Origin of the sequence: Pseudomonas sp. B16(2017), from assembly GCF_002113205.1 — a bacterium.
Classification (GTDB): Bacteria; Pseudomonadota; Gammaproteobacteria; order Pseudomonadales; family Pseudomonadaceae; genus Aquipseudomonas; species Aquipseudomonas pharyngis.
Genome location: NZ_NEKA01000013.1, coordinates 111,008 through 137,024 on the forward strand (window position 1 = coordinate 111,008; position 26,017 = coordinate 137,024).

Consider the following 26,017-nt stretch of genomic DNA (forward strand, 5'->3'; position numbering starts at 1 on the left):
GTTCCGCCGATGGTCGCCATGTATACGGGATCCGGGCCTCGAATCGACAATTGAATTAACCAATCACCGGCTAGCGTCTTTTACGCGAATCGATGCGAATCCACGTCGGTGCGTGATCACTGGCATGCGGTTCGTTGCGCACCCAGGCATCCACACCGGCCTCGTGCAGATAAGGGCTCAGCTTTGGATTGAGCAGCAGATGGTCGATCCGCAGCCCGGAGTTCTTCTGCCAGTGCTGGCGGAAATAGTCCCAGAAGGTGTACAGCCGATCTTCGGGATACAGATGCCGCAAAGAGTCCGTCCAGCCCTGATCCAGCAGACGCTGATAGCACTCGCGGCTCTCCGGTTGCAACAACGCATCCTTGAGCCAGGAACGGGTGTTGTAGATATCCAGATCGGTGGGCACCACGTTGTAATCGCCGGCCAGCACCACCGGGTGATCGCTGCTTTGCAGATCCTTGGCGTATTTGATCAGGCGCTCGAACCAGGCCAGTTTGTAGTCGAACTTCGGCCCCGGTTGCGGATTGCCATTGGGCAGGTACAGGCATCCCACCAACACCCCGTGCACCGCCGCTTCGAGGTAGCGGCTGTGTTTATCGTCGGGATCGCCGGGCAAACCGCGCCGGCTCTCCAGCGGTTGCGCATCGCGGGCAAGAATCGCCACGCCGTTCCATGAAGCCTGACCGTGCCAGATGGCGCCGTAGCCGGCGGCCTCCAGATCGGCGGCGGGAAACGCGCTGTCCACCAGTTTCAGCTCCTGCAAACAGGCGATGTCCGGCTGCTCGCGCCTGAGCCATTCCAGCAGGTTTGGCAGTCGGGCCCGCAGGCCGTTGACGTTGAACGTGGCAATGCGCATTTTTTTCATCGTCGGGGTTCCTGCCATTGACCGATAAAAACTCTGACATCCGCCCACTGCGACGGTTGCGTCGGATCCTTCCCGTGCGGCGTAATGGGCCCTCGCCCGATTCGCCGAGAACCCGCTCATGCAAACCACGCTGCAAGGCCAGGGAATCATCCTGCGCCCGCTTCAATACGCCGACGCCGATGCCCTGCTCCGCGCTGCCGCCGACGGTGAACTGTGGAACCTCACGGTCACCGTGGTGCCGTCGGCGACCACCGTCGACGCTTACCTGAAAAAGGCCCTCGACGGCCGTGAGGCAGGCACGGTCATGCCGTTTGTCATCGTGTTGAAGGAAACCGGCGAAGTGATCGGCTCGACCCGGTTCTGGAAAATCGACCCGTTCAACCGCAAGCTGGAGATCGGCAGCAGTTGGATTTCGGCACGTTTTCAGAAGACCTTCGTCAACACCGAGGCCAAGTACCTGATGCTGCGCCACGCGTTCGAGGTGCTCGACTGCGTGCGGGTGCAGTTCACCACTGACGAAAACAACCAGAAATCGCGCAACGCGATCCTGCGGCTCGGCGCGCAACAGGAAGGCATCGTCCGCCACGAACGCATCATGCCGGACGGCCGCAAGCGCAACTCGGTGCGCTTCAGCATCATCGATGACGAATGGCCGCAGGTGCGCCTGAACCTGGAACGCAAACTGGCGGATTACGGCCTGCGCTGAAGGCTCAGACGCGATTGCGCAGCCATTGCAGGAACCCTTTTTTCGGCGCCAGCACCGGCGTTTCTTCCGTCAGGGATTGCGCCTTGTGCAGGCGGAAATCGAGCAGCGCCTGCATCGCGTCGTTGATGTCGTGACGAGCGTCCAGGCACGGCTTGAGATAAGACTTCTCGATGCGGTACAGCGCGCAGAAGGTCTTGGCGGAGAAGTCGGCCGGCAACGACGTATCGGACAGAATCCCCGCCTCGCCGATCACCTCACCCGGCCCCATCCGTCCAGACTCGAACGGCGTGCCATGGCGCTTGAGCGTCACCGAGACCACGCCGGATTCGATGATGAACAGGTGATCGCTGACCTCGCCGCCCGCGAGGATCGTCTCGCCGGCGCGGAAGGTTTGCAGGGTCATGTTCTGGCTGAAGGTTTCTTTCTCTTCCTGACGCAGGGTGGAGAAAATCGGCGAGCTGTCGAGCAACGCCCGAGGGCGCGAGAGATTGCTCGGCACGCCAGGCTCATCGCTCGACAGCAGAGTGACCCCGGACGCTTGCAGGTGCCGGTACGCCAGGTCGAACAGCTGATTGCGCACCACGCGCTTTTCACTCATCGAGGCGACGAACCCGCTGATTTCATATTCGGCGCCGGCGCTGTTGGAGTTCTTCAGTGCGACGCTCGGCGCGGGACTCTCCAGCAATTGGCGACAGCCCTGCATCGCCCGCTCCAGGGCCTCGATCACCGAACTGGGCCGCGCATGGGGGCTGACCTGCACGCTGACGGCAACCCCGAACATATTGCTCGGCCGGCTGAAGTTGATGATCTTGGCTTTGGCCGCCAGCGAGTTGGGAATCACCGCCATGCTGCCCTGACTGGTTTGCAGGCGCGTGGCGCGCCAGTCGATGTCGGTGACCCGGCCTTCGGTGCCGTCGATGGAAATCCAGTCATCCAGTTGATAAGGCTTGGTGGTGTTGAGCACGATCCCGGAAAACACGTCGCTCAAGGTGCTCTGCAACGCCAGACCGACGATGATCGCCAGCGCCCCGGAGGTTGCCAGCACGCCCTTGACCGGCAGATCCAGCACGTAGGCCAGCGCCGCGATAATGGCGATCAGGAAGATCACCGCACCGAGCAGATCCTGCAACAGCCGCCCAGTGTGCCCGACCCGCTGCATCATCACCGCGCCAATCAGAACCGTCAGGGTGCGCGCGCCGAACAGCCACCAGCCGATCTGCAACCCGGTCGCCGCCAGGTGCAACGGTACATTGTCGGCCCACGGCGCAGGCTCCATCGGGTTGAGCCCTTCGTTGAACAGCAGGATGCTGAACAGGGCAAAAATCAGCACCCGCACCAACAGTTTCCACGCGCTGCCGTGGGCGCTGATCAGGCGCCACAGACCGAGATCGACCAGGATCAGGATCAAGGCGCAAAACAACGGATGATCGGTGAGCAGAGACAGCATCAAACAACTCCGACAGGGGCCAGTCGCGAGAAGATCGCACAGATTGGCCTCAGTGTAGGAGTAATTGATTTGGCGGGATGAGCGCCACTGCGCGCGCTCAAAAAAAACCGGCAGGCGCACGTGGCGCCTGCCGGGATTTTCAGCCGTGCATCTGGCCGAAGCGGCCGGACTGGAAGTCGGCGAAAGCCTGGTGGATTTCCTGCTCGGTGTTCATCACGAACGGGCCGTGGCCGACAATCGGCTCGTCGATCGGCTCGCCACTGAGCAACAGCACCACCGCGTCCGCGCTGGCTTCAAGGGTGATGCGATCGCCATCACGCTCGAACAGCGCCAACTGGCCTTCGCGCATCGACTCCCCACCGTTGATCTGAACCGAACCCTTCAACACCACCAGCGCCGTGTTGCGGCCTTCGTGCAGATCCAGCGAGAGCAACTTGCCAGTGTTCAGTCGCAGATCCCACACGTCGATAGGCGTGAACGTGCGGGATGGACCTTTGTGGCCGTCGAACTCACCGGCGATCAGACGAAGGTTGCCGGCACCGTCCTTGAGCGCGATTTGCGGAATATCACTGTCCAGAATGGTCTGGTAACCCGGCGCGGCCATTTTGTCCTTGGCCGGCAGATTCACCCACAGTTGCACCATTTCCAGGTTGCCGCCGGTTTTGGCGAAGTTTTCCGAGTGGAATTCTTCATGCAGGATGCCGGAAGCCGCCGTCATCCACTGCACATCGCCCGGGCCGATGGTGCCGCCGCTGCCGGTGGAGTCGCGGTGCTGCACTTCGCCTTCGTAAACGATGGTCACGGTTTCGAAGCCACGGTGCGGATGCTGCCCCACGCCGCGGCGTTCAGTAGTCGGGGTGAAATGCGCAGGCCCGGCGTGATCCAACAGCAGGAACGGGCTGATGTGCTGGCCCAGGTTGTCGTAGGAAAACAGGGTACGCACCGGAAACCCATCGCCGACCCAGTGGCCGCGAGGGCTGGTGTAGAGACCGATAAGATTTTTCATGGTGGACTCCGCAATCGGGTTGTTCATGGGCCGATCATAAATTCGCCACGTATTTAGTACTAGTCAGCCAAAACCGTCCTCATCGTTCTACTGGTGGAACGATATCGATCACGGTGATTCGTGACTTTCAGTCAACAGTACTTTGCCCCGACAGCGGTTTTTCCCGAGGAATCAGACGCGGATACTCCTGCCCATTCCCATTGCAATCCTGGAGTCCCTGCATGTCTGTTCCCGCTTTCGGTCTTGGTACGTTTCGCCTGCAAGGCCAGGTGGTCATCGATTCGGTGAGCACTGCCCTTGAACTTGGTTACCGAGTCATCGACACCGCACAGATCTACGAAAACGAGGCCGACGTTGGCGCAGCCATCGCTGCCAGCGGCATTGCCCGTGAAGAGCTGTTCATCACCAGCAAGATCTGGATCGCCAACTTCGCCGGGGATCGTCTGATCGAAAGCCTCAAGGAAAGCCTGCAAAAGCTGCAGACCGACTACCTTGACCTGACGCTGATCCACTGGCCGTCGCCGGAAGATCAGGTGCCGGTGGAGGAATTCATGGGCGCGTTGCTGGAAGCCAAACGCCTGGGCCTGACCCGGCAGATCGGCGTGTCCAACTTCACCATCGACCTGATGAAACAGGCGATTGCTGCGGTCGGTGCGCAAAACATCGCCACCAACCAGATTGAACTGCACCCATACCTGCAAAACCGTAAGGTCGTCGAGTTTGCGCAAAGTCAGGGCATTCAGATCACGTCGTACATGACCCTGGCCTACGGCGAAGTGCTGAAGGATCCGCTGATCGTGCAGATCGCCGAGCGCCTGCATGCCACCCCGGCGCAGGTCACGCTGGCGTGGGCGATGCAATCGGGTTACGCGGTGATTCCGTCGTCGACCAAACGCGCCAACCTGCAAGGCAACCTCGGTGCCACGGCGCTGACCCTGAGCAACGCCGACATGGCGCTGATCGCCACACTGGATCGCGGCCATCGCCTGACCAGCCCCAAAGGCATCGCGCCGCAGTGGGACTGACCGATCAGGCCTGAAGCTGCTGCGCGAGGTCGTGCATGGCCTCGCGCAGCGAATCGATGGCGGCCATCAATGCCGCTTCGGGCTGATCGGCCCGGCAGGCCTGTTCGAGCAGCCGACACGCCGAGACCACGCGCTCGGCACCGATCATGTGCGCCCCGCCCGTGACGTGATGCGCCAGATCACGCAAATCGGCGCGGTCATTTTTGCGGCCTGATTCATCCAGACGCTTCAGGTCGATGCGCAGACTGCTCAGCACCTCCTCACGCAATTGCCCGATCAGCGGGTTGTCCGCGCCTGCCATTTGTAACAGCGCACTCAGGTCGAACGCGGCCACTGCCGGATCGTCCACACTCTCGACCTGCGTTCCCCCGGATGTGGCGACCATCAGCGCCTGGCTCAATTCCCGCAGCAGAACCGGCTTGAACAGGCAATCGTCCATCCCGGCCGCCCGGCATCGGTGCTTCTGTTCCATCCGCGCATCGGCGGTAAATCCAAGGATCAGGCAGGGCCCCCTGCCCGTTGCGGCTTCTTCCTGACGCACCGCGCGCGTCAGTTCATATCCATTGAGCCCCGGCATGTTGATATCGGTGATCAGTGCATCGAAGGAGTGCCTGCGCCACAGCGCCAGCCCGCTCTCACCACCTTCGGTTTCAACGGGGCGATGGCCGAGTTCACTCAACTGTCGGCACAACAACAGGCGATTCACGGGATGGTCATCCACCACCAGCACGTTCAGCGACTTGACCGCCGTCGCCACGGGTGCCGGTGCAGCCTCCTGCACCAGCGGCTGCAGCACTGGCAGTTCCAGTCGCAGCATGACCTGAGTGCCCTTGCCCGGCTCGCTGGTCATCCACAAATCACCCCCCATCATCCGGCACAGGTTGCGGCTGATCACCAACCCCAGGCCAGAACCGCCCTGCGCCGCAGACTGATGATCGCCGACCTGCACAAACGGGCTGAACAAGCGTTGCTGATCCTCGGCGCTGATTCCCCGGCCACTGTCTTCAATGGCTACACCCACTTCAATCAGCCCGTCCTGTTCGCCGAATACGCGCAAGCGCAGGCTCACCTCGCCGTCATCGGTGAACTTGATGGCATTGCTCAACAGATTCGACAGCACTTGTTTGAAACGCAGGGCATCGATCATCACCTCGACGTTGCTGCGTTCATCCAGCTCCACATGCCACAACAATTGCTTCTGCCGGGCCAGGCCTTCGAAAATCCGACACACCGACTGCACCACCTCGCGCAGATTGACCCGTTCGGGAACCAGCGACAAATGCCCAGCCTCAATGCGCGCGATGTCGAGAATATCGCCGATCAATGCCAGCAATTGCTGCCCGGCACTGGACGCCACCTCGATCGCCTGGCGATCGGTCACGCCTTCATCGGCACGCTTGAGGGCCAGTTCAAGCATGCCGATCAGGGCATTCATCGGTGTGCGGATTTCATGGCTCATGGTCGCCAGAAACGTGCTCTTGGCACGATTGGCTTCATCGGCCGCCTCCTTGGCCTCCTGCAACTGTCTTAACCATTGTTGACGCTGACGGATCTGCCGACGCTGAAAGGCGATCCAGCCCAACGCCAGCAACAGCAACCCGGCGGCAATGGCAAACCCGCGCAGGATTTGCTCTCTATGACGCTGCCAATAGCTGTCCTGCAACACCACGTTACGACTCCAGCGCGCGACCAGGCCATCAATTTCCTGGGGTGCAATGCCCAGCAGCGCTTTGTTCAGAATCGATTGCAGTTGCGGGGCATCGGGCGCCGTGGCCATGGCAATCCGGGCCGGTTGATCACCCAGCGTGGAGACAATCCGCAAGCGCTCACGGTACTGGTGATCGATCTGATAACGCGCCACCAGCAACGAGCTCAATGTCGCATCAGCCCGACCATCAAGCAGCGCCCGCGTACCGTCCGCCGGACTCGGCAACTCGATCAGGCTGATCTGCGGCACCTGCTCCAACAGATATTCGCGCAGCGGATTACCGCGATAGAGCGCCAGACGTTTACCCGCCATCTCCTCGAGACTGCGCGGCGCCTGTGCCTTCAAATCGGTGATCAAGACGAAGGGGCTGTTGGCGTACGACCGGGTGAACCGCATTTCAAGTTCACGCTCGCGGCTCGGTGTCAGCACCGGCAACAGATCCAGCTCCCCGCTCCTGAGCTGCTCGACCTGACGATCCAGAGACTGACCTCGGACCACCTCGAATGTCAGGCCACTGCGCTGACTGATCAGGTTGAGCAGTTGTGCAGTCAGGCCGCTGAACCGGCCATCGGCATCAAAGAATGCCAGCGGCGCAAAATCGTCGATAGCACCGACCCGCACCACCGGATGCTGATCCAGCCATTGCTGCTCGCTGTCGCTCAGACTTACCCGCGACTGCGCTGCCCTGTCCGCGCGCCCGGCACTCCAGCGCAGCTCCATCGCAAGGCGCTGCTCCATGGGAATCGCCAGCAGGGCCTTGTCGACCAGACGTTTCAACCGCGTGTTGCTGCGGGTCAGGGCGAAGCCGAACGGGTTGGCGTCAAGGCCCGAGGGGCCCGCCAGTTGCAGGTCGTTATAAAAATGAGTGTTGATCAGATAGCTGGCGCTGATGAAGTCGCCAAGGTAGAGCGCATCCCGACCGAACGCCACCGCGCCGAGGGCATCGAGAATCGAGCGATAGCGCTGCAGGGAGGCTTGCGGGTAAGCCTGCTCGATGGTCGAGGCTGGCAGGTAGTCGTCCACCATGGCGATTCGCTTGCCGGCCAGATCGTCGGGCAATGGTTCGTCGAGCCGGGTCACCCACATCGGCTGATCTTCGGCGTAGGCACGGGACAGCATCAGTTCGGGGTCGGCGATCTCGAAGTTGTTCGACGTGCCCAGCAAATCCAGATCACCGGCCTTGAGCGCGGCCATCGCACTTGCGCGGTCGGGATAGCACCAGACTTCGACGGCGAGATTGAGTACCTGTGCGATCGCATCGGCGTAATCGGCGGTGAGGCCTTCCAGCTCATGGCGCTTGCGGGTCAGTTCAAAGGGCGGGTAATCCGGCCAGGAGGCACCGATGCGCAATACCGGATGAGCGCTCAGCCACTGTTTATCCTGATCATCAAGGCGAACCTGCACGCCTTCCAGGCGGGTGCGGGAAACAATTTCCAGTCTTTGCGCACTCGTCGCCGCCTGAGCTGTGCCTGCAAACAAAAGTGCCAACAGAAACACCAACCGCAACGGTCTCATCATGGAAAGCCTCTCAGAACAGATCGTTGCGCACGACCAGCTCTCGCAACGTCACTGAGGACGTTATTCCCAGTTTGAGCATCAATCGGGTCTTGTAGGTGCTGACGGTTTTGTGACTCAGGTTCATTTCCAAGGCGATGAGTTTGTTGGACTTGCCGTGAGCCAGTTGCACCAGAATATGCAGTTCGCGGTCGGACAGCCGATCAATCAACTGCCGCTCATCACTCAGTGCATCGAGTTGTCCTGAACTGACACCGTGCATTTCAGGAAAAAAAGTGTAGCCCGAACGCACAGCCTTGATCGCATTCTCGAGCTGTTTCAGGTCGGCAGACTTTTCCACGAAGGCCATCGCTCCGGCACGCCGGCAACGCATCAGGAAACTGTTCCGGGGAGCCGAGGTGAAAATCACGACTTTGCAAACCAGCCCGATAGCCCTGATACGCTCCAATACATCCAGCCCGCCCATACCTGCAAGGTTCAGGTCGAGAATCATCAGATCCGGCGCATGTTCACGAATCATCGGCACGACGTCGACGCCGCTCGACACCACGTGAATCTGCTTATAGCCCAACCCATGCAACAGCATATGGATGGCAGAGACGACCACCGGGTGATCTTCGGCAAGCAGTACTCGACCCATGACCACTCCCGGTGCGATTACATAGTGATGAAGCCACCGATCTTGCATGAACGGGACTATTGGTAGCTGCGCTACAACTGTTGCACAGACTGTACGATGAAGCACCTGTCAGATCTGACAGGTGCGCGCCAGACCGATCTGTGATAGCGCACGCGATGACCGCCCAAGCGATGCCTCGACCGAGGTCATCAGCTGTTCGATTTCGTCGAATGAAGGCAGCGCTGCAGGGCTGGTGGTGATCTTTGCCCCGAAATGCCCGGGAACCCCTGTGGAATCCGCCGGCTCGCCATAGACCAGGGCCCGTCGGACTTGTGGGTGATCGAACAGAACACCGGGCAGATCCGCGATCCCGCTCGCCAGTTCGGCATTAACCACCAGGACATCGAACGGCTGACAGCCGTAATCGACCAGGGTCAACAGTTCGGCAAGACTTTGCACCGGTGCAATGCGGTAATAATCGAGGCCATTGAACAGGCGCTCGATCTTCATCCGCTGAAAATGCTGCAAGTCGGCGATCAGGATGCGCAGGGTTTTGTCGGTCAATGTGGAAGTCCGGGTAGTCGCTTCAAGTGGCGGCAAGACTACCCAAGCATCGGGATACACTCTGTAGGACTTTTCCGAAAAACACGGTCACTCATCGGGATTGAAAAAGTTACTCCGTGGTGCTCGGACTCCAGAACGCCTGCACCACCAGCGTCGACGTCGAGATTCGCGCCACCAGCGCATCCAGTTCATCACCGTCCACCGAGGTGGTGGCCAGCGTCGCTTCGATCTCGATTTCATCGGCACCGAAGGCATGTACATCGACATCGCTGGCCGGGTAATTGCTGCGTTCCAGCTCGGCCTCGAGCAAGGCGAAAACGGCTTTCTGCTGCGAACGCCGAGCGATGACATAAACAATGTTGGTGACTTCCGCCGAGACCACGTCCAGCGGCTGACGGTTGATGTTGTTGACGATCGGCCGCAGCAAGGTATTGGCGGCGAGCACGAACAAGGTGCCCAGCACCGCTTCGGCCAGCAGGTCGGCACCGGCGCAGGCACCAACCGCCGCCGAGGTCCAGAGCGTGGCGGCGGTGTTGAGCCCACGCACGTTGCCCTCTTCGCGCATGATCACCCCGGCACCGAGAAAACCGATGCCGGAAACCACGTAGGCAACCACTCGCACCGCGCCTTCGGCCCCGGCGAGACGGTTGGCCATGTCGACGAAAATCGCCGCGCCGACCGCCACCAGCACATTGGTGCGCAAGCCCGCCGTGCGTTGGCGGTACTGGCGTTCGAAGCCGATCAGGCCGCCGAGGATGAACGCCGCGCTGAGGCTGACCAAAGTGTCGAGCAATGAGCTGAGGTTGAGATTGTTGATCGCTTGCATGTCGAACTCCTTGAAACCGCCCCCCTTGCTCCCACAAGGGGGGAATCTGGCCTGTTACTGCCAGCCGAACCGGCGGATGTAGAAGCCTTTGACGGCCTGGGTCAGCGCCATGTACGCCAGCAGGATCACCGGCAGAAACACGAAGTACATCGACGGCAGCGCCTGCAATTTGAAGTAGTGCGCCAGCGGCCCCATCGGCAGGAAGATGCCCACGGCCATGATGATTGCGGTCATCACCAGCAGCGGCATCGCCGCGCGGCTTTGCAGGAACGGAATCTTCGGCGTGCGGATCATGTGCACGATCAGCGTCTGGGTCAGCAGCCCCACCACGAACCAGCCGGACTGGAACAGGGTCTGGTGATCCGGGGTGTTGGCATCGAACACGTACCACATCAAGGCGAACGTTGTGATGTCGAAGATCGAACTGATCGGCCCGAAGAACAGCATGAAGCGCCCGACGTCCCCTGGCTGCCAGCGTTGTGGCTGTTTCAGCATCTCGTCGTCGACGTTGTCGAACGGGATCGCGATCTGCGAAATGTCATACAGCAGGTTCTGCACCAGCAGGTGCATCGGCAGCATCGGCAGGAACGGAATGAACGCACTGGCGACCAGCACCGAGAACACGTTGCCGAAGTTCGAGCTGGCGGTCATCTTGATGTACTTGAGCATGTTGGCGAAGGTCCGACGCCCTTCCAGCACGCCCTCCTCCAGCACCATCAGGCTCTTTTCCAGCAGGATGATGTCGGCCGCTTCCTTGGCGATGTCCACCGCGCTGTCCACGGAAATTCCGATGTCGGCGGTGCGCAGCGCCGGTGCGTCGTTGATGCCGTCGCCCATGAACCCGACCACGTGGCCGTTGCCCTTGAGGATGCGCACGATGCGTTCCTTGTGCGACGGCGTCAGTTTGGCGAACACGTTGGTGGTTTCTACCGCCACCGCCAGTTCGGCGTCGCTCATGCGTTCGATGTCGTTGCCCATCAACAGGCCTTGCTGGGCCAGGCCCACTTCGCGGCAGATCTTGGCGGTCACCAGTTCGTTGTCGCCGGTCAGCACTTTCACGGCCACGCCGTGCTCGGCCAGGGCCTTGAGTGCCGGGGCGGTGCTTTCCTTCGGTGGATCGAGAAACGCCACGTAACCGATCAGCGTCAGTTCCTGCTCGTCGCCCAGGCTGTAAGTGTCGCGACCTTCAGGCATCGACCGTGCCGCCACTGCTACCACACGCAAGCCTTCAGCGTTGAATGCTGCGGTGACCTGACGAATTTTCGCCAGCAATTCATCGCTCAAGGCTTCGTCGACTTCACCGTGACGCACCCGGCTGCACACCGCCAATACTTCTTCCACTGCGCCTTTACAGATCAGTTGATGCGGCTGGCCGCGCCCTTCGACCACCACCGACATGCGCCGGCGGTTGAAGTCGAACGGGATTTCATCGACCTTGCGAAACGCCGTACCGACCTTCAGCTCACGGTGGATTTCCACGTGTTCCAGCACCGCCACATCCAGCAGGTTTTTCAGGCCGGTCTGGTAGTAGCTGTTGAGGTAAGCCATTTCCAGCACGTCATCGGAGTCTTCGCCCCAGACGTCGACATTACGCGCCAGGAAGATCCTGTCCTGGGTCAGGGTGCCGGTCTTGTCGGTGCACAGCACGTCCATGGCGCCGAAGTTCTGGATCGCATCCAGGCGTTTGACGATGACTTTCTTGCGCGACAGGAACACCGCGCCCTTGGCCAGCGTCGAGGTGACGATCATCGGCAGCATTTCCGGGGTCAGGCCCACGGCGATCGACAGCGCGAACAGCAGCGCTTCGGTCCAGTCGCCCTTGGTGAAACCGTTGATGAACAACACCAGCGGCGCCATGACGAACATGAAGCGGATCAACAGCCAACTGACTTTGTTCACCCCTTGCTGGAAAGAAGTCACCGCACGATCCGTCGCCCCGACCCGCTGTGCCAGTGCACCGAAATAGGTGCTGTTGCCGGTGGTGAGAATCACCGCCACCGCCGTGCCGGACACCACGTTGGTGCCCATGAACAGGATGTTCTCGAGTTCCAGCGGATTGCGCGTGTCGCGATCGGCCTGACGCGGGAATTTCTCCACCGGCATCGATTCACCGGTCATTGCCGCCTGGCTGACGAACAGATCCTTGGCACTGAGCACCCGGCAATCGGCAGGAATCATGTCGCCGGCCGAGAGCACGATCAGGTCGCCGGGCACCAGTTGCTTGATCGGCAACTCAGCACGCGGCGCATCCCGGCGCAGCACGGTGGCGGTGTTGCTGACCATCGCCTTCAGCGCATCGGCGGCCTGGTTGGATTTGCTTTCCTGCCAGAAGCGCAGCAGCGTCGAGAGCACCACCATCGAGAAAATCACGATCGCGGCCTTGAGGTCTTCGGTCAGCCACGAGATTACCGCCAACAGGGTCAGCAGCAGGTTGAACGGGTTTTTGTAGCAATGCCACAGATGGGTCCACCACGGCAGCGGTTGCTCGTGTTCGACTTCGTTGAGGCCGTGCTGCGCACGCAGTACATCGACTTCGAAATCAGTGAGGCCATCGGTGTGGGTGCCGAGGTTCGACAACAGCACGCCGCTGTCGCAATGGGCGGCGTCCACCAGCGTATTGGCCAAGGTGGGCGGCACTTCACGGCTGACCGTGGTGTCGCTGAGGGTTTCCAGCAAGGCCAGGCGACGGAAGTGCCGGGCGATGTGACGGGTCCGCAGGAAGCCTGCGAAAAATTCCTTGAGCGTAAGTTTCATGGCTGTTGCCCCTATGGTCAGCCGGGAAACCGTCGAGCAGGTACGTCCTCGTCCTGGGCACCGGAAAACCGGCACGGCAAGGCGTGGCGCGCCGGTCAGAAAAGACAGGCGTGTCGATAGGGCTGCAATGACGACGATGAAGTCGACTTCACAGGCTTTTCAGTGTCGATGAGAAGGACGTCAGGACATGACCGGGACCGGTCATGATCGGGATGCCGCTGCTCGCTGTTCGGCGAGACAACGGCACAAAGGAATGCGCGTTATCTTGCCGAGAATCCGCCGGTTACAAGGACCGGCCGACAACTGTCACTCGAACAAGTACCCACTGTGGGTCTCCGCTATTGATGAAAACGCGCGAAGCTTACGCCCCGATGTCTGGAGAGTAAACCCGCGAAAGGAAGTGTGTCGGGGAATGTGGCGGGTGTTCAGGAAGGGTTCAGGATTGGAAACTTCCGGTGCTCTGGAAGAGTCATCGTCGGATCGCCGCCCGGACCAGGCTCGCTCCCACATTTTTCCTGCATTTACAGATTCATTGTGGGAGCGAGCCTGCTCGCGATGGCGATCGTGAAACTTAGCTGGCAGTCGCCAACAACAAGTCCATCACCGAACGGCTGTGCCCACGGTTCTTGCCATGCTCATACAGCGAGCCGGCAATCTCGTCCGCGCGGATCGGCAGGATCGACAGCAGCGTATCGCTCAGACCGTGGCTGGCCTGGCAGAAGCCCTGCATGTACAGACCGGCCTTGCAGCGCTCGTCGGTGATCAGTTTGTAGTTGCGATCAACTTCGAAGTCACCCAGGTACTCTTGAAGCGGCGCCAGCAGTTTGCGGTGCATCTGACGCTCGTAACCGGTGGCCAGCACGACTGCATCGTAGGCACGCACGCTGACTTCACCGGTGGCGTTGTTGCGCACGGTCAGCTCGATACCGCGTTCGGTGGCGGTGGCTTTCTCGACCGTGGTCAGGGTGCGGAACGCATGACGTGCGACGCCGGAGACTTTCTGACGATAGAAGATGCCGTAGATGCGCTCGATCAGGTCGATGTCGACCACCGAATAGTTGGTGTTGTGGTACTCGTTGACCAGACGCTCACGCTCACTGCTGTTCTGCTGGAAGATCAGGTCAGTGAACTCCGGCGAGAACACTTCGTTGACGAACGGGCTGTCGTCCGCCGGCTTCAGGGCCGAGCCACGCAGGATCATGTCCACCTGCACCGACGGGAACGAATCGTTCAGGTCGATGAAGGCTTCCGCCGCACTCTGGCCGCCACCGATGATTGCGATGCTCATCGGCTGGTTGTTGATGCACGGCTGCTTGGCCATCTCGGCCAGGTATTGCGAGTGATGGAAAACCCGAGCGTCACCCTTCAGCGCCTTGAACGCCTCGGGAATGCGCGGCGTGCCGCCGGCGCTGACCACCACCGAACGCGCGGTGCGCACCAACTGCTGGCCGTCCGTGCCGCGGGAAATCACCCGCAGGGCTTCGACCTGATGATTGTGCAGCACCGGCTCGATGGTCAGCACTTCTTCGCCGTAGCGGCTCTGCTCAGTGAACTGCGCGGCCACCCAGCGCAGATAGTCGTTGTACTCCATGCGGCACGGATAGAAGGTGCCGAGGTTGATGAAGTCCACCAGACGGCCGTGGTGCTTGAGGTAGTTGACGAACGAGTACGGGCTGGTCGGATTGCGCAAGGTGACCAGATCCTTGAGAAAGGAAATCTGCAACTCGCTCTGGGTCGACAGGGTGTTGCCGTGCCAGCTGTAGTTGGGTTGTTTATCGAGGAACAGCACATCCAGCTCGCCCTGGGTCGCGCCGCGCTCTTGCAGAGCGATGGCCAGCGCCAGGTTCGAAGGGCCGAAACCGACGCCGATCAGGTCGTGAACGATGGGCGATGCAATTGCCTGTGTCATTTCCAGTGTCCTCTGGATGAACCCCCGAACAGCGCGGAGGAAGAGCTTGGGTGACCGGCCGGCCCGGAGCAGGACAGCAGATCGTCTGTTGAGTAGGAACGAGGACAGTGAAATAAAATTTAACGGCGACGGCTCAATGGGCATCCCATTGTTTGATTCGCAGGCGGCAATGTTTCATGGCGTTGACGATGTGCTTTTCCACCAGGGCCTTGGAAATACCAAGGTGCTCGGCGATCTCGGGGTGCGACAGGCCTTCGATCTTGCGCAATAGAAAACTCTCGCGGCACAGCGGCGAAAGCTCGGCCAGCGCACGCTGCAACATGTCCAGGCGCTGGCCATGATCGAGGGTGCTGTGGGGGGACGGCGTGAAATAGCGCTCTTCGCTGTCGAGCACTTCCAGCGATTCGACCTGACGCAGGGCATTGCGCCGATGGTCGTCGATCACCAGGTTCAGCGCGGTGCGATAAAGGAAGGCCCGGGGCTGTTCGATCGGCGTATCGCTGGAACGCTCCAGGACCCGTACATAAGCGTCATGCACCACATCTTCGGCCACCTGTCGGTTGCCGAGCCTGGCGTTCAGGAAACACACCAGCTCACGATAGTAGTTTTCCAACATGACTCCCGGCCGCCCGAGTGCGGGTTTTGTCCTTGAGCACACTGTTCTGCCGAGCCGCCCGAGGCAGTAGCAAGATAGTGGCAACTTGAGGTGCGTAATTTATAGTAATTCTCATATAGATTTAAAGTAGTGTTTGTCGTTGCCCGACAAATAGTGGCCGGCTATACCTTCAGATTGCTGTAACAACCTGTGTCGCCACTTAAATTCCGTTCCGCTTTCTTCGTTTACAGGACAGCTCCCCGTGTCTGTCGCGCCCTGCGGCAGCGTTCAACGGTGCCTGACCCCGCGCACTCCTCTGAACGACGGGCCGATTTCCACTGGCCGGAACCCTGCATGAAACGTCCCCGCCCCGCCCGACGCGCCCTGCTCGTAGTCCTTTGCTTGATCCCCGTTATCGCCTACGCCGCCTGGCAGATCCTGCCTCCCGGGCGGGACAGGTTCGCCACCGTACAAGTGACCCGCGGCGATATCGAAAGCAGCGTCACCGCACTGGGCACCCTGCAACCACGGCGTTATGTGGACGTCGGCGCCCAGGCGTCGGGGCAGATCCGCAAGATCCATGTAGAGGTCGGCGACGTGGTCAAGGAAGGTCAGCTGCTGGTGGAAATCGATCCGTCGACCCAGAAAGCCAAACTCGACGCCGGGCGTTTTTCCATCGAAAACCTCAAGGCCCAATTACAGGAACAGAAAGCCCAGCACGAACTCGCGCAGCAGAAATACCAGCGCCAGCAGCATCTCGCCGCTGGCGGCGCCACCCGCGAAGAAGACGTGCAGACCGCCCGCGCCGAACTGAAAGCCACCCAGGCACGCATCGACATGTTCCAGGCCCAGATCCGTCAGGCCGAAGCCAGCCTGCGCAGCGATCAGGCGGAACTCGGCTACACCCGCATTTATGCGCCGATGGCCGGCACCGTGGTGGCCCTCGATGCCCGCGAAGGCCAGACCCTCAACGCACAACAACAGACACCGCTGATCCTGCGCATCGCCAAGCTGTCGCCAATGACCGTGTGGGCGGAGGTTTCCGAAGCCGACATCGGCCACGTCAAACCGGGCATGACCGCCTACTTCACCACCCTCAGCGGCGGCCAGCGGCGCTGGAGCAGCACCGTGCGGCAAATCCTGCCGGTGCCGCCCAAGCCGCTGGACCAGACCAGCCAGGGCGGCGGCAGTCCTGCCAATTCCAGCAAAAGCGGCAGCGCCCGCGTGGTGCTCTACACCGTGCTGCTGGATGTCGACAACGCCGACAACGCACTGATGGCGGAAATGACCACCCAGGTATTCTTCGTCGCCAGTCAGGCAAAAGACGTTCTCACCGCACCGGTTGCCGCCCTGCAAGGCACTGCCACGGCAAACCGGCAGACCGCGCAGGTGATCGCCGCCAATGGCGACATCCAGTCCCGCGAAGTACACACCGGCATCAGCGATCGCTTGAAAGTCCAGGTGCTGGAAGGTTTGAACGAGGGCGATCACCTGTTGATCGGCCCGGCCGACGGCAGCGGAGGCTGAATGCAGACGCCCCTGATCGACCTGCAGGACATCCGCAAATCCTACGGCGGTGGCGACGCCCCCGAAGTGCATGTGCTGCGCGGGATCGACCTGTCGATCCACGCCGGTGAGTTCGTGGCGATTGTCGGCGCCTCCGGCTCCGGCAAATCGACGCTGATGAACATTCTCGGCTGCCTCGACCGGCCCACCTCCGGCGAATACCGTTTTGCCGGGGAAAACGTCGCCGGCCTCGACACCGACGAACTGGCCTGGCTACGGCGTGAAGCCTTCGGTTTCGTGTTTCAGGGGTATCACCTGATTCCGTCCGGCTCGGCCCAGGAGAACGTCGAGATGCCGGCAATCTACGCCGGCACCCCCGCCGCCGAACGCCACGCCCGCGCGGCCGCCCTGCTCGATCGCCTCGGCCTGGCCTCGCGCACCGGCAACCGTCCACATCAGTTGTCGGGCGGCCAGCAGCAGCGGGTGTCGATCGCCCGGGCACTGATGAACGGCGGCCACATCATCCTGGCCGACGAACCCACCGGCGCCCTCGACAGCCACAGCGGCAAGGAAGTCATGGCGTTGCTCGACGAGCTGGCGAGCCAGGGCCACGTGGTCATCCTGATCACCCACGACCGCGAAGTCGCAGCGCGGGCCAAGCGCATCATCGAGATCCGCGACGGCCTGATCATCAGCGACAGCGCCCGGGACAACCCCGAAGCCCAGGCCACGGCCAACCCCGGCGCCCTGCAAGCCGTCGATCTGCGCAAGCGCCTGAGCGAAGGTGCGCAAGCCTCCGGTGCCTGGAAAGGCGAGCTGGTGGACGCTCTGCATGCCGCCTGGCGAGTGATGTGGATCAACCGCTTTCGCACGGCGCTGACCCTGCTCGGGATCATCATCGGCGTAGCCTCGGTGGTGGTCATGCTCGCAGTGGGCGAAGGCAGCAAGCGTCAGGTCATGGCGCAGATGGGCGCTTTCGGTTCGAACATCATTTACCTGGGTGGCGTCCCTCCGCACCCACGTGCACCGCAGGGCATCATCACCCTCGACGACCTCGCAGTGCTCGCCACCCTGCCGCTGATCAAGCAGATCATGCCCGTCAACGGCGCCGAAGCCGTGGTGCGTTACGGCAATCTCGATCACAACAGTTACGTGGGCGGCAACGACACCAATTTCCCGAAGATTTTCAATTGGCCGGTGGTTGAAGGGGCTTACTTCACCGCCGCCGACGAAGCCAGTGGCGCTGCGGTTGCCGTCATCGGCCACAAAGTCCGAAGCAAGTTGCTCAAGGACGTCGCCAATCCCATCGGACAGTACATCCTGATTGAAAACGTGCCCTTTCAAGTGGTCGGGGTTCTCGCCGAAAAAGGCTCCAGTTCCGGCGATTCCGACAGTGACGACCGCATCGCCATTCCCTACTCCGCCGCCAGCACGCGCCTGTTTGGCACGTATAACCCGGAGTACGTCGCCATCGCTGCCGCCGATGCACGCAAGGTCAAGGAAACCGAACAGGCAATCGAGCGCATGATGCTGCGCCTGCATAACGGCAAAAAGGATTTCGAACTGACCAACAACGCCGCCATGATCCAGGCCGAAGCGCGCACGCAAAATACCCTGTCGCTGATGCTCGGATCGATTGCGGCGATTTCGCTGCTGGTCGGCGGTATCGGCGTGATGAACATCATGCTCATGACGGTGCGCGAACGTACCCGCGAGATCGGTATTCGCATGGCCACCGGCGCTCGCCAGCGCGACATCCTGCGTCAGTTCCTCACCGAAGCGGTGATGCTCTCGGTGGTCGGCGGGATCGCCGGGATTGCCCTGGCGTTGATCGTCGGTGGCGTGCTGATCCTCAGTGACATCGCCGTCGCCTTCTCGCTGCTGGCAGTGCTCGGCGCTTTTGGCTGCGCCCTGGTCACCGGTGTTGTCTTCGGCTTCATGCCGGCCCGCAAAGCTGCCCGGCTCGACCCGGTCACGGCCCTTACCAGTGAATGATCGATCTATGAAACCGCGCTTCAGTTTGTTGACCGTGTGCCTGATTCTCAGCGCCTGCGCCAATCCCCTCCAGCGTCCGGACAGCGGCTTGCAGCCTCCCGCCGCGTGGCAGTCAGCGCAGGCTGCCAGCACTGCCCGCAACAACCCGCAATGGTGGACGCAGTTCGGCAGCCAGGAGCTCGATCGCCTGATCGAACAGGCTCGCACTGGCAGTTTCGACCTCGCCGCCGCCATGGCTCGGGTACGCCAGGCCCAGGCCGGCACCGTGATCGCCGGCGGTTCACAATTGCCTGAAGTGCAGGCCACGCTCAATGCCAATCGGCAGAAACTGTTACGCGGCAAGGGCTACAGCCAACTGGACGCCGACAGCAGTAACAAGGCCGTGGATTACTTCGACGCCAATCTGAATGCCAGTTACGAAATCGACTTTTGGGGTGGCAAACAAGCCTCTCGCGACAGTGCGCAATTCGCCTTGCAGGCCAGCGAGTTCGATCGTGCCACGGTGGAGCTGACCTTGTTCGGCAGTGTCGCCGACACCTATGCGCAAACCTTGTCGCTGCGCGAGCAGAGCCGCATTGCCGAGCTCAATCTGGCCAACGCGAAAAGCGTTTTGAAACTGGTGCAAACACGTTTTGACTCAGGCTCAGCCACCGCCCTGGAACTGGCTCAGCAGAAAAGCCTGGTAGCGGCCCAGCAACGGCAATTGCCGCTGGTGCAACAACAGGCCCGGGACGCTTCGATCAGCCTCGCAGCCCTGCTGGGTCGCCCGGTTCAGGCTCTCGTGCTGAACCGGGAATCGTTCGATCAACTGCATTGGCCGGAAATCGCCACTGGCGTGCCAAGCGATCTGCTCAATCGCCGCCCGGACATCGCGCGCGCCGAAGCGCAACTGGCCGCCGCCGAGGCCGACGTCAAGGTTGCCCGCGCTGCCATGCTGCCGACTGTCAGCCTCAGTGCCGATATCGGCTCCGGGGCCGACCAGTTCCGCGACGTTCTGCGCAACCCCTTCTACAACCTGACCGCCGGATTGATCGGGCCGATCTTCAATAACGGTCGTCTCGGCGCAGAGCGCGACAAAGCCACTGCGCGCCAGGAAGAACTGCTGCAGAACTATCGCGGCGCGATCATCAATGGCTTCGCCGATGTCGAAAAAGCCTTGAACAGCATTCGCGGCCTCGACGAGCAACGGCAATGGCAAAGCGAGGAGCTGCGGCAAGCGCAAACGGCGTTCGACATCGCCCAGAGTCGCTACCAGGCCGGCGCAGAGGATTTGCTGACGGTACTGGAAACCCAACGCACGCTCTATGCCGCGCAGGATTTGAATGTGCAGTTGAGATTGTCACGAATGCAGGCAAGCATTGCCTTGTACAAGGCATTAGGCGGCGGCTGGCAGGTACTGGCATCGCGCTGACCTGCAAGTGCAATCGCCAGCAGGTCGGGCCCCACCACATTCATCGGTGCAGCTGAATGGGTGGGGGGCAAGCCTGCTGGCGATGGCAGTGAATACCGTCTCAGACCGGAGTCTGTCTGGGCTTCAGATGACGCGCATACCACGGACGCTGCGGCACCTTGCGCAACAACGACGACAACACTTTCTCGTCATCGCTGAAGGTGATGCGCAGGGCCAGCTTCATGGTTTCCGGATCCATCTCCACTGACTTGCCTGGCTGCAGGCCCGGTACCGTGCTGCAGCCGTGGGTGCTCGGCCCGAGCCATGGGTCGGCGACTTCCACCCAGCGTCCCGGTGCAAACCACGGCACGCCATTGACCTGCAAGCGACTGACTTCGCCCGGATGAAAGCGCTCGTGCGCGCGGAACCAGTCTTCCAGACGATCATCGATCCAGCCATGGAACGCCCAGAACACCGGGCTCACATGAGAGGAGAACGGATCGCCCAGGAAATCGTTTTCAGCGGCGTACCAACGCGCGGAAAAATCGGCCGGATCACGCGCAAACGGCACCGGGTGCCCGTTGGAGGGATCGCGCGGCACAGACGCCCAGCGCATGTGCAGCCAGTCGTGCAGCCCCAGCTCAACCTCCGAGCCGAACTGCCCCAAGGTCAGTTTGGCCAGGTAGCGCGGGTCACGGTAGCGCGATTCCCACACCAGGAAATTACTGTGATAAGTCTCGGCCGTCTTGATGTCGCTGACCCATTGCGAGTATTCGTCATCGTCCTCGGCCAGCCAGGTCGGCGGCAGCGAAGTGCCGTCGTGATTGTCGAAATAATCGGCAAAACCCTGGCGATCGCGGATCAATTCCGGCTGCGGCAGGGGAAAATGCTGCCACGACGGCAGATCCTGCATTGATCGCGCCGTGCCCAGCATGTGCCGGTGCATGAAGAAGAAATCGATACCCGAGCCATTGCGATCCTTGCGCGGGCCACGGGCGTCGCGCTCCTTGCCACGCGGGCCAGGCTGCCAGCCGATACCGCGCAGGGCGCCGCGTTTTTCCTCGCTCAAGGTGTGCCACTTGTCGCGGCTGGCGTGCCAGAGTTGGTGGAACAGGCGGTGCTCGGGGGAGATCAGCCAGGCCAGCAACGTCGGGTTCAACCCGGCCCGCTCGCGTGCCTCGGGGAACATGCGTTTTACGGCAATAAAACGATTGTCCTGCGCCGGCAGCATTAACGGCCGATCCAGTCTGAGGACGCGCCCGCTGAGGCTGCCGCTGCCGGCGTTGCCGAAGCCGCCCCAGACTTCATCCAGCGCCATGTTGAATTCGTAGTCCGGTGCACCGTCGGCCGCCGATGTGCTGACCAGACGCCAGCTCAACTGCGAGGCTTTGACATCGGCGAGGTCCGCGAGAATGCGGTAGCGCGGCGCCTGAGGCGAGCGCAAACGCTCGGCCGTGTCGAGAAAGCCGATAACGCCGCGCCCTTTGTGGGCCACATCGAGAAACACTTCCAGACCGTCCCTGGGCAAACCCGCGATACCGGCGTCATGGCCCTCGAAACGAATCTGCCAGATACCGCGCAGCGCATCCGCCAGGCGTTGCCCGGCAACATCCGCGATGTCGAACGACGCCTCACCCGGGGTGATCGTCGGATCCGGCTTCGTCCATTCACGATGCCCAAAATACGCTGCTGGCACAGCGGCGCCGGTCAGTGCCAGGCCCGCCATGAACCATCGTCGAGAAATCTTCATTGCCCTACCTGTGTCAGCCATGAAGCAGGCTTTATCCAAGCTAGAACGTTTGTTGCAGAGGTAAATTTATGGCGCCCCGAAAAGTTCGCAGCCTTCGGCAGTGCCTGAATCGGGCTGCGTTCTTTTCAGCCAGGCCTAAATTACCCGGCTGCCCAGTCGTTCCACCCAAATAGCGAAGGCCCCTGCGCCCGCAACTCGACGGCGAACCTGACTGAGATGGCAATGACAACACCACGTTCGAAAAAGGCTCTTTACATTGGCCTGCCGCTGGCCCTGGCGATCAGTGCTGCCGCAGGCTTTGCGGTCTGGGAACACTGGTTCAAGGACAATCCCGGCTACCCGGTCAAAGTCATGCAGCAAGCCGATGAGTTGCAGGATCGGATCATTTCGTTCGATAGCCACATCACCGTGCCGCTGGATTTCGGCACCGCCGGCAACGAAGCCGACAAGGATGGCAGCGGCCAGTTCGATCTGGTGAAAACCGCCCGCGGGCGCCTGTCCGGTGCCGCCCTGACGATCTTCGGCTGGCCGGAAATCTGGAACGGCGCCAACGCGCCACACCGTCCCACCGCCGGTTTTGTAGAAGAGGCCCGCTTCGAACAGGAAACCCGCTACAAGATCATCAGCACCCTGGTCCGCGATTTCCCCAATCAGGTCGCCATCGCCTACACCCCGGACGATTTCCGCCGCCTGCATGGCGAAGGCAAGTTTGCGATTTTCATCAGCATGCTCAACGCCTATCCACTGGGCAACGATCTCAACGCCCTGGACAAGTGGGCCGCACGCGGCATGCGCATGTTCGGCTTCAGTTACGTGGGCAACAACGACTGGGCCGACTCCTCGCGCCCCCTGCCGTTTTTCAATGACACCCGCGATGCGCTTGGCGGTCTGTCGGACATTGGCAAACAGGCCGTGCATCGGCTCAACGATCTGGGCGTGATCATCGACGTCTCGCAGATGTCGACCAAGGCCCTGGAACAAGTCGCACAGCTGAGCCGCGCACCGATCGTGGCCTCCCATTCGGCTCCCCGGGCGCTGGTGGATATCCCGCGCAATATCAGCGACCAGGAAATGCAACTGATCAAGAACAGCGGCGGCGTCGTGCAGATTGTCGGTTTCCCGACTTACCTGCGCCCGTTGAGCCAGGCCACCCAGGACAAGCTCAACGCGTTGCGTGCGAAGTTTGATCTGCAGCCGCTGCAGGGCCTGGAAATGGCCTTGATGCCTGGCGACCCGATCATCACTGTGTGGCCGGAACAACGCTTTGGCGAGTACGCCGGCCAGCTCTATTCAATCGTCGACGAAGAACCCAAGGCCAACCTCAAGGACTTCGGTGACGCCATTGATTACGCCGTGAAGAAAATCGGCATCGACCATGTCGGCATCAGTTCCGACTTCAACGATGGCGGCGGCCTGGATGGCTGGAAGGACGTCAGCGAAGCGCGCAACGTAACCGCCGAGCTGATCTCGCGTGGCTACAGCGAGGCCGACATCGCCAAATTGTGGGGCGGCAACTTCTTGCGGGTCTGGGAACAGGTACAAAAATCCTCCAGGCCTGTGGTCAACCGCTGACACCTATTCGAACAAGCGATCTGATCTCATGACCAACCGTCGTTCTTTCCTCAAACAGGCCGGCATCCTTGCCGCCGGCCTGCCCTTGGGCGCTGCCGTCAACCTGCCGGCCGGCGCCGCCAATCCACAACCGCCCGCCGGAAACAAATGGGCGCAATTGCGCCAGCTGTTCGATCAGGACCCGGATTACCTGCATTTCGCCAACTTCCTCGTGACCTCCCATCCGCGCCCGGTGCGCGAAGCCATCGAGCGTTACCGCGCAACCCTCGACCGCAACCCCGGACGTGCGATGGATTGGGATCTGGGTGAAAGCGAAAAGCGCGAGCAAGCCGTGCGCGAATGGGCCGGTCGCTACCTCAAGGCCAAGCCCGAGCAGATTGCTCTCACCGGCAGCACCACCGAAGGTCTGGCGCTGATCTATGGCGGCATTCATGTACGCGCCGATCAGGAAATCCTCACCACCGAACACGAACATTACTCGACGAATTACACCTTGGGTTATCGCCAACAGAAAGATGGCGTAAAGGTGCGCAAACTGAAGTTGTTCGACAGCAGCGCCAAAGTGTCCGTCGACGAAGTGCTGAGCAACATCGACAAAGGCATTCGCCGCGAAACACGCGTATTGGGCATGACCTGGGTGCAATCGGGCAGCGGCGTGAAACTGCCGATCGGCGAGATCGGCAAACTGGTGGATCAGCACAATCGCCAGCGCGAGGAAAAGGATCGCATCCTGTACGTCGTCGACGGCGTGCATGGTTTCGGTGTCGATGACCTCGACTTCCCCGACATGCATTGCGACTTCTTTATCGCCGGCACCCACAAGTGGATGTTCGGCCCCCGCGGTACCGGGATCATTTGCGCACGTTCCAGTGAACTCAAGGACGTCACCCCGACCATCCCGACCTTTTCCGAGGCCACCACGTTCTCGACCATCATGACCCCCGGCGGGTATCACAGTTTCGAACACCGCTGGGCACTGGACGAAGCGTTCAAGCTGCATTTGGCGCTGGGCAAACGCGAGGTGCAAACGCGCATTCACGAACTCAACACCTACGCCAAGAACCGCTTGCTGGAACACCGCTCGATTGAACTGGTGACACCCCGCAGCGCCGATTTGTCTGCCGGTTTTACCTTCTTCCGGATCAAGGATCGCGACTGCGAACAGGTCGCCGCCCAGCTCATGCAAAACCGCGTGGTGTGTGACGCGGTGGAGCGCGACGTCGGCCCGGTGATCCGCATCGCCCCCGGCCTGCTGAACAGCGAAAACGACATCGAGCGTTTCATGGCCGTACTCGACAAACAGCTCTGACACCCCGCTTTCCTTTAAACGAGATGACTCATGAAACGTGATCTGTTGCCCCCTGCCCACGGCGCCAACGCGCTCAAGGCACTGGCCCTCGCCGCCCTCATGACCGGTCTGCTGCCGACCGCCGCACAGGCCGCGACACCGCCCGCCGCGGGTAAAGTATTCAAGGACTGCAAAGATTGCCCGGAAATGGTCGTACTGCCGGCCGGCACCTTTACCATGGGCACGCCTGAGGATGAAGTGGGCCGCGAACCTGACGAAGGCCCGATGCATGAAGTAACCTTCGCCAAACCCTTCGCCATGAGCCGCTTCCAGATCACCGCCGGTGAATGGGACAGCTACATTCGCCAGAGCGGTGCAGTGATCGCCAACGGCGACACGCGCCCCGGTCGCGAGTGCATCGCCAGCAAACCGCGCTATCCGCAAACCCCGCGTCAGCCGGCGGTGTGCATGGATTTCCAGGACATCAAGAACTACGTCGCCTGGCTGTCGAAAAAAACCGGGCAGAAGTACAGCATGCTCAGTGAAGCCCAGCGCGAATACGGTGCCCGGGCAGGATCCAAAGGCCCTTTTCCCTTCCCGTTCGACGAGGGCAAAGGCTATAGCATCGCCAAACACGCCAACACCTACGGCCCGGCGGACGGTTACAGCTTCAGCTCGCCGGTGGGCAGCTACCCGGCCAACGCCTTTGGCCTGTACGACATGCACGGCAATGTCTATGAATGGGTCGAAGACTGCTATCACCCGGACTATAAGGGTGCGCCAACCGATGGCAGCGCGTGGCTTGAACCCAACTGCGACACCCTGCGCATTCGTGGCAATGACTGGGGGGAAGCGCCGGTATTCTCTCGTTCGGGCAACCGCAACGACATCGATCCGAAGACCCGCGGCGACTGGATCGGTTTCCGTGTCGTGCGTGAGTTGTAATCCGCAGTAACGCTTCTGCTCTCCCCACGGTC

The 26,017-nt window shown here is 61.1% G+C and carries 19 protein-coding genes; 8 read left to right on the forward strand and 11 right to left on the reverse strand.

What is annotated here, in order from left to right:
- Nucleotides 1–70 precede the first annotated feature (70 nt).
- Complete coding sequence (gene xth / locus CAG25_RS21635; RefSeq protein WP_085612840.1) at nt 71–865, reverse strand: exodeoxyribonuclease III; 795 nt, start codon at nt 863–865, stop codon at nt 71–73.
- A 118-nt stretch (nt 866–983) separates the two neighbouring features.
- Between xth and CAG25_RS21640 the strand changes: the two genes are divergently transcribed.
- Nucleotides 984–1,571: a GNAT family N-acetyltransferase gene (locus CAG25_RS21640; RefSeq protein ID WP_085612842.1), complete on the forward strand. Its 588-nt coding sequence runs from the start codon at nt 984–986 to the stop codon at nt 1,569–1,571.
- A 4-nt stretch (nt 1,572–1,575) separates the two neighbouring features.
- Here the strand turns inward: CAG25_RS21640 and CAG25_RS21645 are convergent, their stop codons facing one another.
- Together CAG25_RS21645 and CAG25_RS21650 are read right to left on the reverse strand one after the other, a co-directional pair.
- Nucleotides 1,576–3,018 (reverse strand): mechanosensitive ion channel family protein, encoded by a 1,443-nt coding sequence (locus CAG25_RS21645; RefSeq protein WP_085612844.1) that lies wholly within the window; start codon nt 3,016–3,018, stop codon nt 1,576–1,578.
- 139 nt (nt 3,019–3,157) lie between these two features.
- Nucleotides 3,158–4,024, reverse strand: coding sequence for a pirin family protein (locus tag CAG25_RS21650; protein WP_085612898.1), 867 nt, complete (start codon nt 4,022–4,024; stop codon nt 3,158–3,160).
- A 221-nt stretch (nt 4,025–4,245) separates the two neighbouring features.
- Between CAG25_RS21650 and dkgB the strand changes: the two genes are divergently transcribed.
- Nucleotides 4,246–5,049, forward strand: coding sequence for a 2,5-didehydrogluconate reductase DkgB (dkgB, locus tag CAG25_RS21655; protein ID WP_085612846.1), 804 nt, complete (start codon nt 4,246–4,248; stop codon nt 5,047–5,049).
- Between the two features lie 4 nt (nt 5,050–5,053).
- Here dkgB and CAG25_RS21660 read toward each other — a convergent pair whose 3' ends face one another.
- The 7 genes from CAG25_RS21660 to CAG25_RS21690 all read right to left on the reverse strand — a co-directional run bounded on the left by CAG25_RS21660 (nt 5,054) and on the right by CAG25_RS21690 (nt 15,560).
- On the reverse strand, nt 5,054–8,275 hold the full coding sequence (locus CAG25_RS21660) for an ATP-binding protein (protein ID WP_143492970.1): 3,222 nt from the start codon (nt 8,273–8,275) through the stop codon (nt 5,054–5,056).
- A gap of 10 nt (nt 8,276–8,285) precedes the next feature.
- Complete coding sequence (locus CAG25_RS21665; RefSeq protein ID WP_085612848.1) at nt 8,286–8,912, reverse strand: response regulator transcription factor; 627 nt, start codon at nt 8,910–8,912, stop codon at nt 8,286–8,288.
- 108 nt (nt 8,913–9,020) lie between these two features.
- A complete protein-coding gene (locus tag CAG25_RS21670) occupies nt 9,021–9,455 on the reverse strand; it encodes a chemotaxis protein CheY (RefSeq protein ID WP_085612849.1) in 435 nt (144 codons plus the stop codon).
- A 109-nt stretch (nt 9,456–9,564) separates the two neighbouring features.
- Nucleotides 9,565–10,281 carry an MgtC/SapB family protein gene (locus tag CAG25_RS21675; protein WP_085612851.1) on the reverse strand — a complete coding sequence of 239 codons (717 nt, stop codon included), beginning with the start codon at nt 10,279–10,281 and terminating at the stop codon, nt 9,565–9,567.
- Nucleotides 10,282–10,335: 54 nt separating this feature from the next.
- A complete protein-coding gene (gene mgtA / locus CAG25_RS21680; RefSeq protein WP_064594790.1) occupies nt 10,336–13,035 on the reverse strand; it encodes a magnesium-translocating P-type ATPase in 2,700 nt (899 codons plus the stop codon).
- A 571-nt stretch (nt 13,036–13,606) separates the two neighbouring features.
- Complete coding sequence (locus tag CAG25_RS21685; RefSeq protein ID WP_085612853.1) at nt 13,607–14,944, reverse strand: lysine N(6)-hydroxylase/L-ornithine N(5)-oxygenase family protein; 1,338 nt, start codon at nt 14,942–14,944, stop codon at nt 13,607–13,609.
- Between the two features lie 133 nt (nt 14,945–15,077).
- Nucleotides 15,078–15,560, reverse strand: a complete 483-nt coding sequence (locus tag CAG25_RS21690; protein WP_085612855.1) for a sigma-70 family RNA polymerase sigma factor — start codon at nt 15,558–15,560, stop codon at nt 15,078–15,080.
- Between the two features lie 333 nt (nt 15,561–15,893).
- Between CAG25_RS21690 and CAG25_RS21695 the strand changes: the two genes are divergently transcribed.
- From CAG25_RS21695 to CAG25_RS21705, 3 genes are read left to right on the forward strand one after another with little or no spacing between them, the layout of a single operon-like run.
- On the forward strand, nt 15,894–17,066 hold the full coding sequence (locus CAG25_RS21695; protein ID WP_085612857.1) for an efflux RND transporter periplasmic adaptor subunit: 1,173 nt from the start codon (nt 15,894–15,896) through the stop codon (nt 17,064–17,066).
- On the forward strand, nt 17,067–19,040 hold the full coding sequence (locus CAG25_RS21700; RefSeq protein WP_085612859.1) for a MacB family efflux pump subunit: 1,974 nt from the start codon (nt 17,067–17,069) through the stop codon (nt 19,038–19,040).
- A 7-nt stretch (nt 19,041–19,047) separates the two neighbouring features.
- A complete protein-coding gene (locus CAG25_RS21705; RefSeq protein ID WP_085612861.1) occupies nt 19,048–20,451 on the forward strand; it encodes an efflux transporter outer membrane subunit in 1,404 nt (467 codons plus the stop codon).
- A 100-nt stretch (nt 20,452–20,551) separates the two neighbouring features.
- Here the strand turns inward: CAG25_RS21705 and CAG25_RS21710 are convergent, their stop codons facing one another.
- Nucleotides 20,552–22,180 carry a PvdJ/PvdD/PvdP-like protein gene (locus CAG25_RS21710; RefSeq protein WP_085612863.1) on the reverse strand — a complete coding sequence of 543 codons (1,629 nt, stop codon included), beginning with the start codon at nt 22,178–22,180 and terminating at the stop codon, nt 20,552–20,554.
- A 222-nt stretch (nt 22,181–22,402) separates the two neighbouring features.
- Between CAG25_RS21710 and pvdM the strand changes: the two genes are divergently transcribed.
- From pvdM to CAG25_RS21725, 3 genes are read left to right on the forward strand one after another with little or no spacing between them, the layout of a single operon-like run.
- The gene (gene pvdM / locus CAG25_RS21715) at nt 22,403–23,752 is read left to right on the forward strand and encodes a pyoverdine-tailoring dipeptidase-like protein PvdM (protein WP_064594775.1); all 1,350 of its coding nucleotides are present in this window, start codon (nt 22,403–22,405) and stop codon (nt 23,750–23,752) included.
- Nucleotides 23,753–23,780: 28 nt separating this feature from the next.
- Nucleotides 23,781–25,061: an aminotransferase class V-fold PLP-dependent enzyme gene (locus CAG25_RS21720; protein ID WP_085612865.1), complete on the forward strand. Its 1,281-nt coding sequence runs from the start codon at nt 23,781–23,783 to the stop codon at nt 25,059–25,061.
- 30 nt (nt 25,062–25,091) lie between these two features.
- Entirely contained in the window at nt 25,092–25,985 is an 894-nt protein-coding gene (locus CAG25_RS21725) for a formylglycine-generating enzyme family protein (protein WP_064594772.1), read from the forward strand.
- The last annotated feature ends 32 nt before the right edge of the window (nt 25,986–26,017 follow it).

Coding starts and splice junctions, on each gene's coding strand:
- xth (WP_085612840.1), bottom strand. CDS start 865: ATGAAAAAAATGCGCATTGCCACGTTCAACGTCAACGGCCTGCGGGCC.
- CAG25_RS21640 (WP_085612842.1), top strand. CDS start 984: ATGCAAACCACGCTGCAAGGCCAGGGAATCATCCTGCGCCCGCTTCAA.
- CAG25_RS21645 (WP_085612844.1), bottom strand. CDS start 3,018: ATGCTGTCTCTGCTCACCGATCATCCGTTGTTTTGCGCCTTGATCCTG.
- CAG25_RS21650 (WP_085612898.1), bottom strand. CDS start 4,024: ATGAAAAATCTTATCGGTCTCTACACCAGCCCTCGCGGCCACTGGGTC.
- dkgB (WP_085612846.1), top strand. CDS start 4,246: ATGTCTGTTCCCGCTTTCGGTCTTGGTACGTTTCGCCTGCAAGGCCAG.
- CAG25_RS21660 (WP_143492970.1), bottom strand. CDS start 8,275: ATGATGAGACCGTTGCGGTTGGTGTTTCTGTTGGCACTTTTGTTTGCA.
- CAG25_RS21665 (WP_085612848.1), bottom strand. CDS start 8,912: ATGGGTCGAGTACTGCTTGCCGAAGATCACCCGGTGGTCGTCTCTGCC.
- CAG25_RS21675 (WP_085612851.1), bottom strand. CDS start 10,281: ATGCAAGCGATCAACAATCTCAACCTCAGCTCATTGCTCGACACTTTG.
- mgtA (WP_064594790.1), bottom strand. CDS start 13,035: ATGAAACTTACGCTCAAGGAATTTTTCGCAGGCTTCCTGCGGACCCGT.
- CAG25_RS21685 (WP_085612853.1), bottom strand. CDS start 14,944: ATGACACAGGCAATTGCATCGCCCATCGTTCACGACCTGATCGGCGTC.
- CAG25_RS21690 (WP_085612855.1), bottom strand. CDS start 15,560: ATGTTGGAAAACTACTATCGTGAGCTGGTGTGTTTCCTGAACGCCAGG.
- CAG25_RS21695 (WP_085612857.1), top strand. CDS start 15,894: ATGAAACGTCCCCGCCCCGCCCGACGCGCCCTGCTCGTAGTCCTTTGC.
- CAG25_RS21700 (WP_085612859.1), top strand. CDS start 17,067: ATGCAGACGCCCCTGATCGACCTGCAGGACATCCGCAAATCCTACGGC.
- CAG25_RS21705 (WP_085612861.1), top strand. CDS start 19,048: ATGAAACCGCGCTTCAGTTTGTTGACCGTGTGCCTGATTCTCAGCGCC.
- CAG25_RS21710 (WP_085612863.1), bottom strand. CDS start 22,180: ATGAAGATTTCTCGACGATGGTTCATGGCGGGCCTGGCACTGACCGGC.
- pvdM (WP_064594775.1), top strand. CDS start 22,403: ATGACAACACCACGTTCGAAAAAGGCTCTTTACATTGGCCTGCCGCTG.
- CAG25_RS21720 (WP_085612865.1), top strand. CDS start 23,781: ATGACCAACCGTCGTTCTTTCCTCAAACAGGCCGGCATCCTTGCCGCC.
- CAG25_RS21725 (WP_064594772.1), top strand. CDS start 25,092: ATGAAACGTGATCTGTTGCCCCCTGCCCACGGCGCCAACGCGCTCAAG.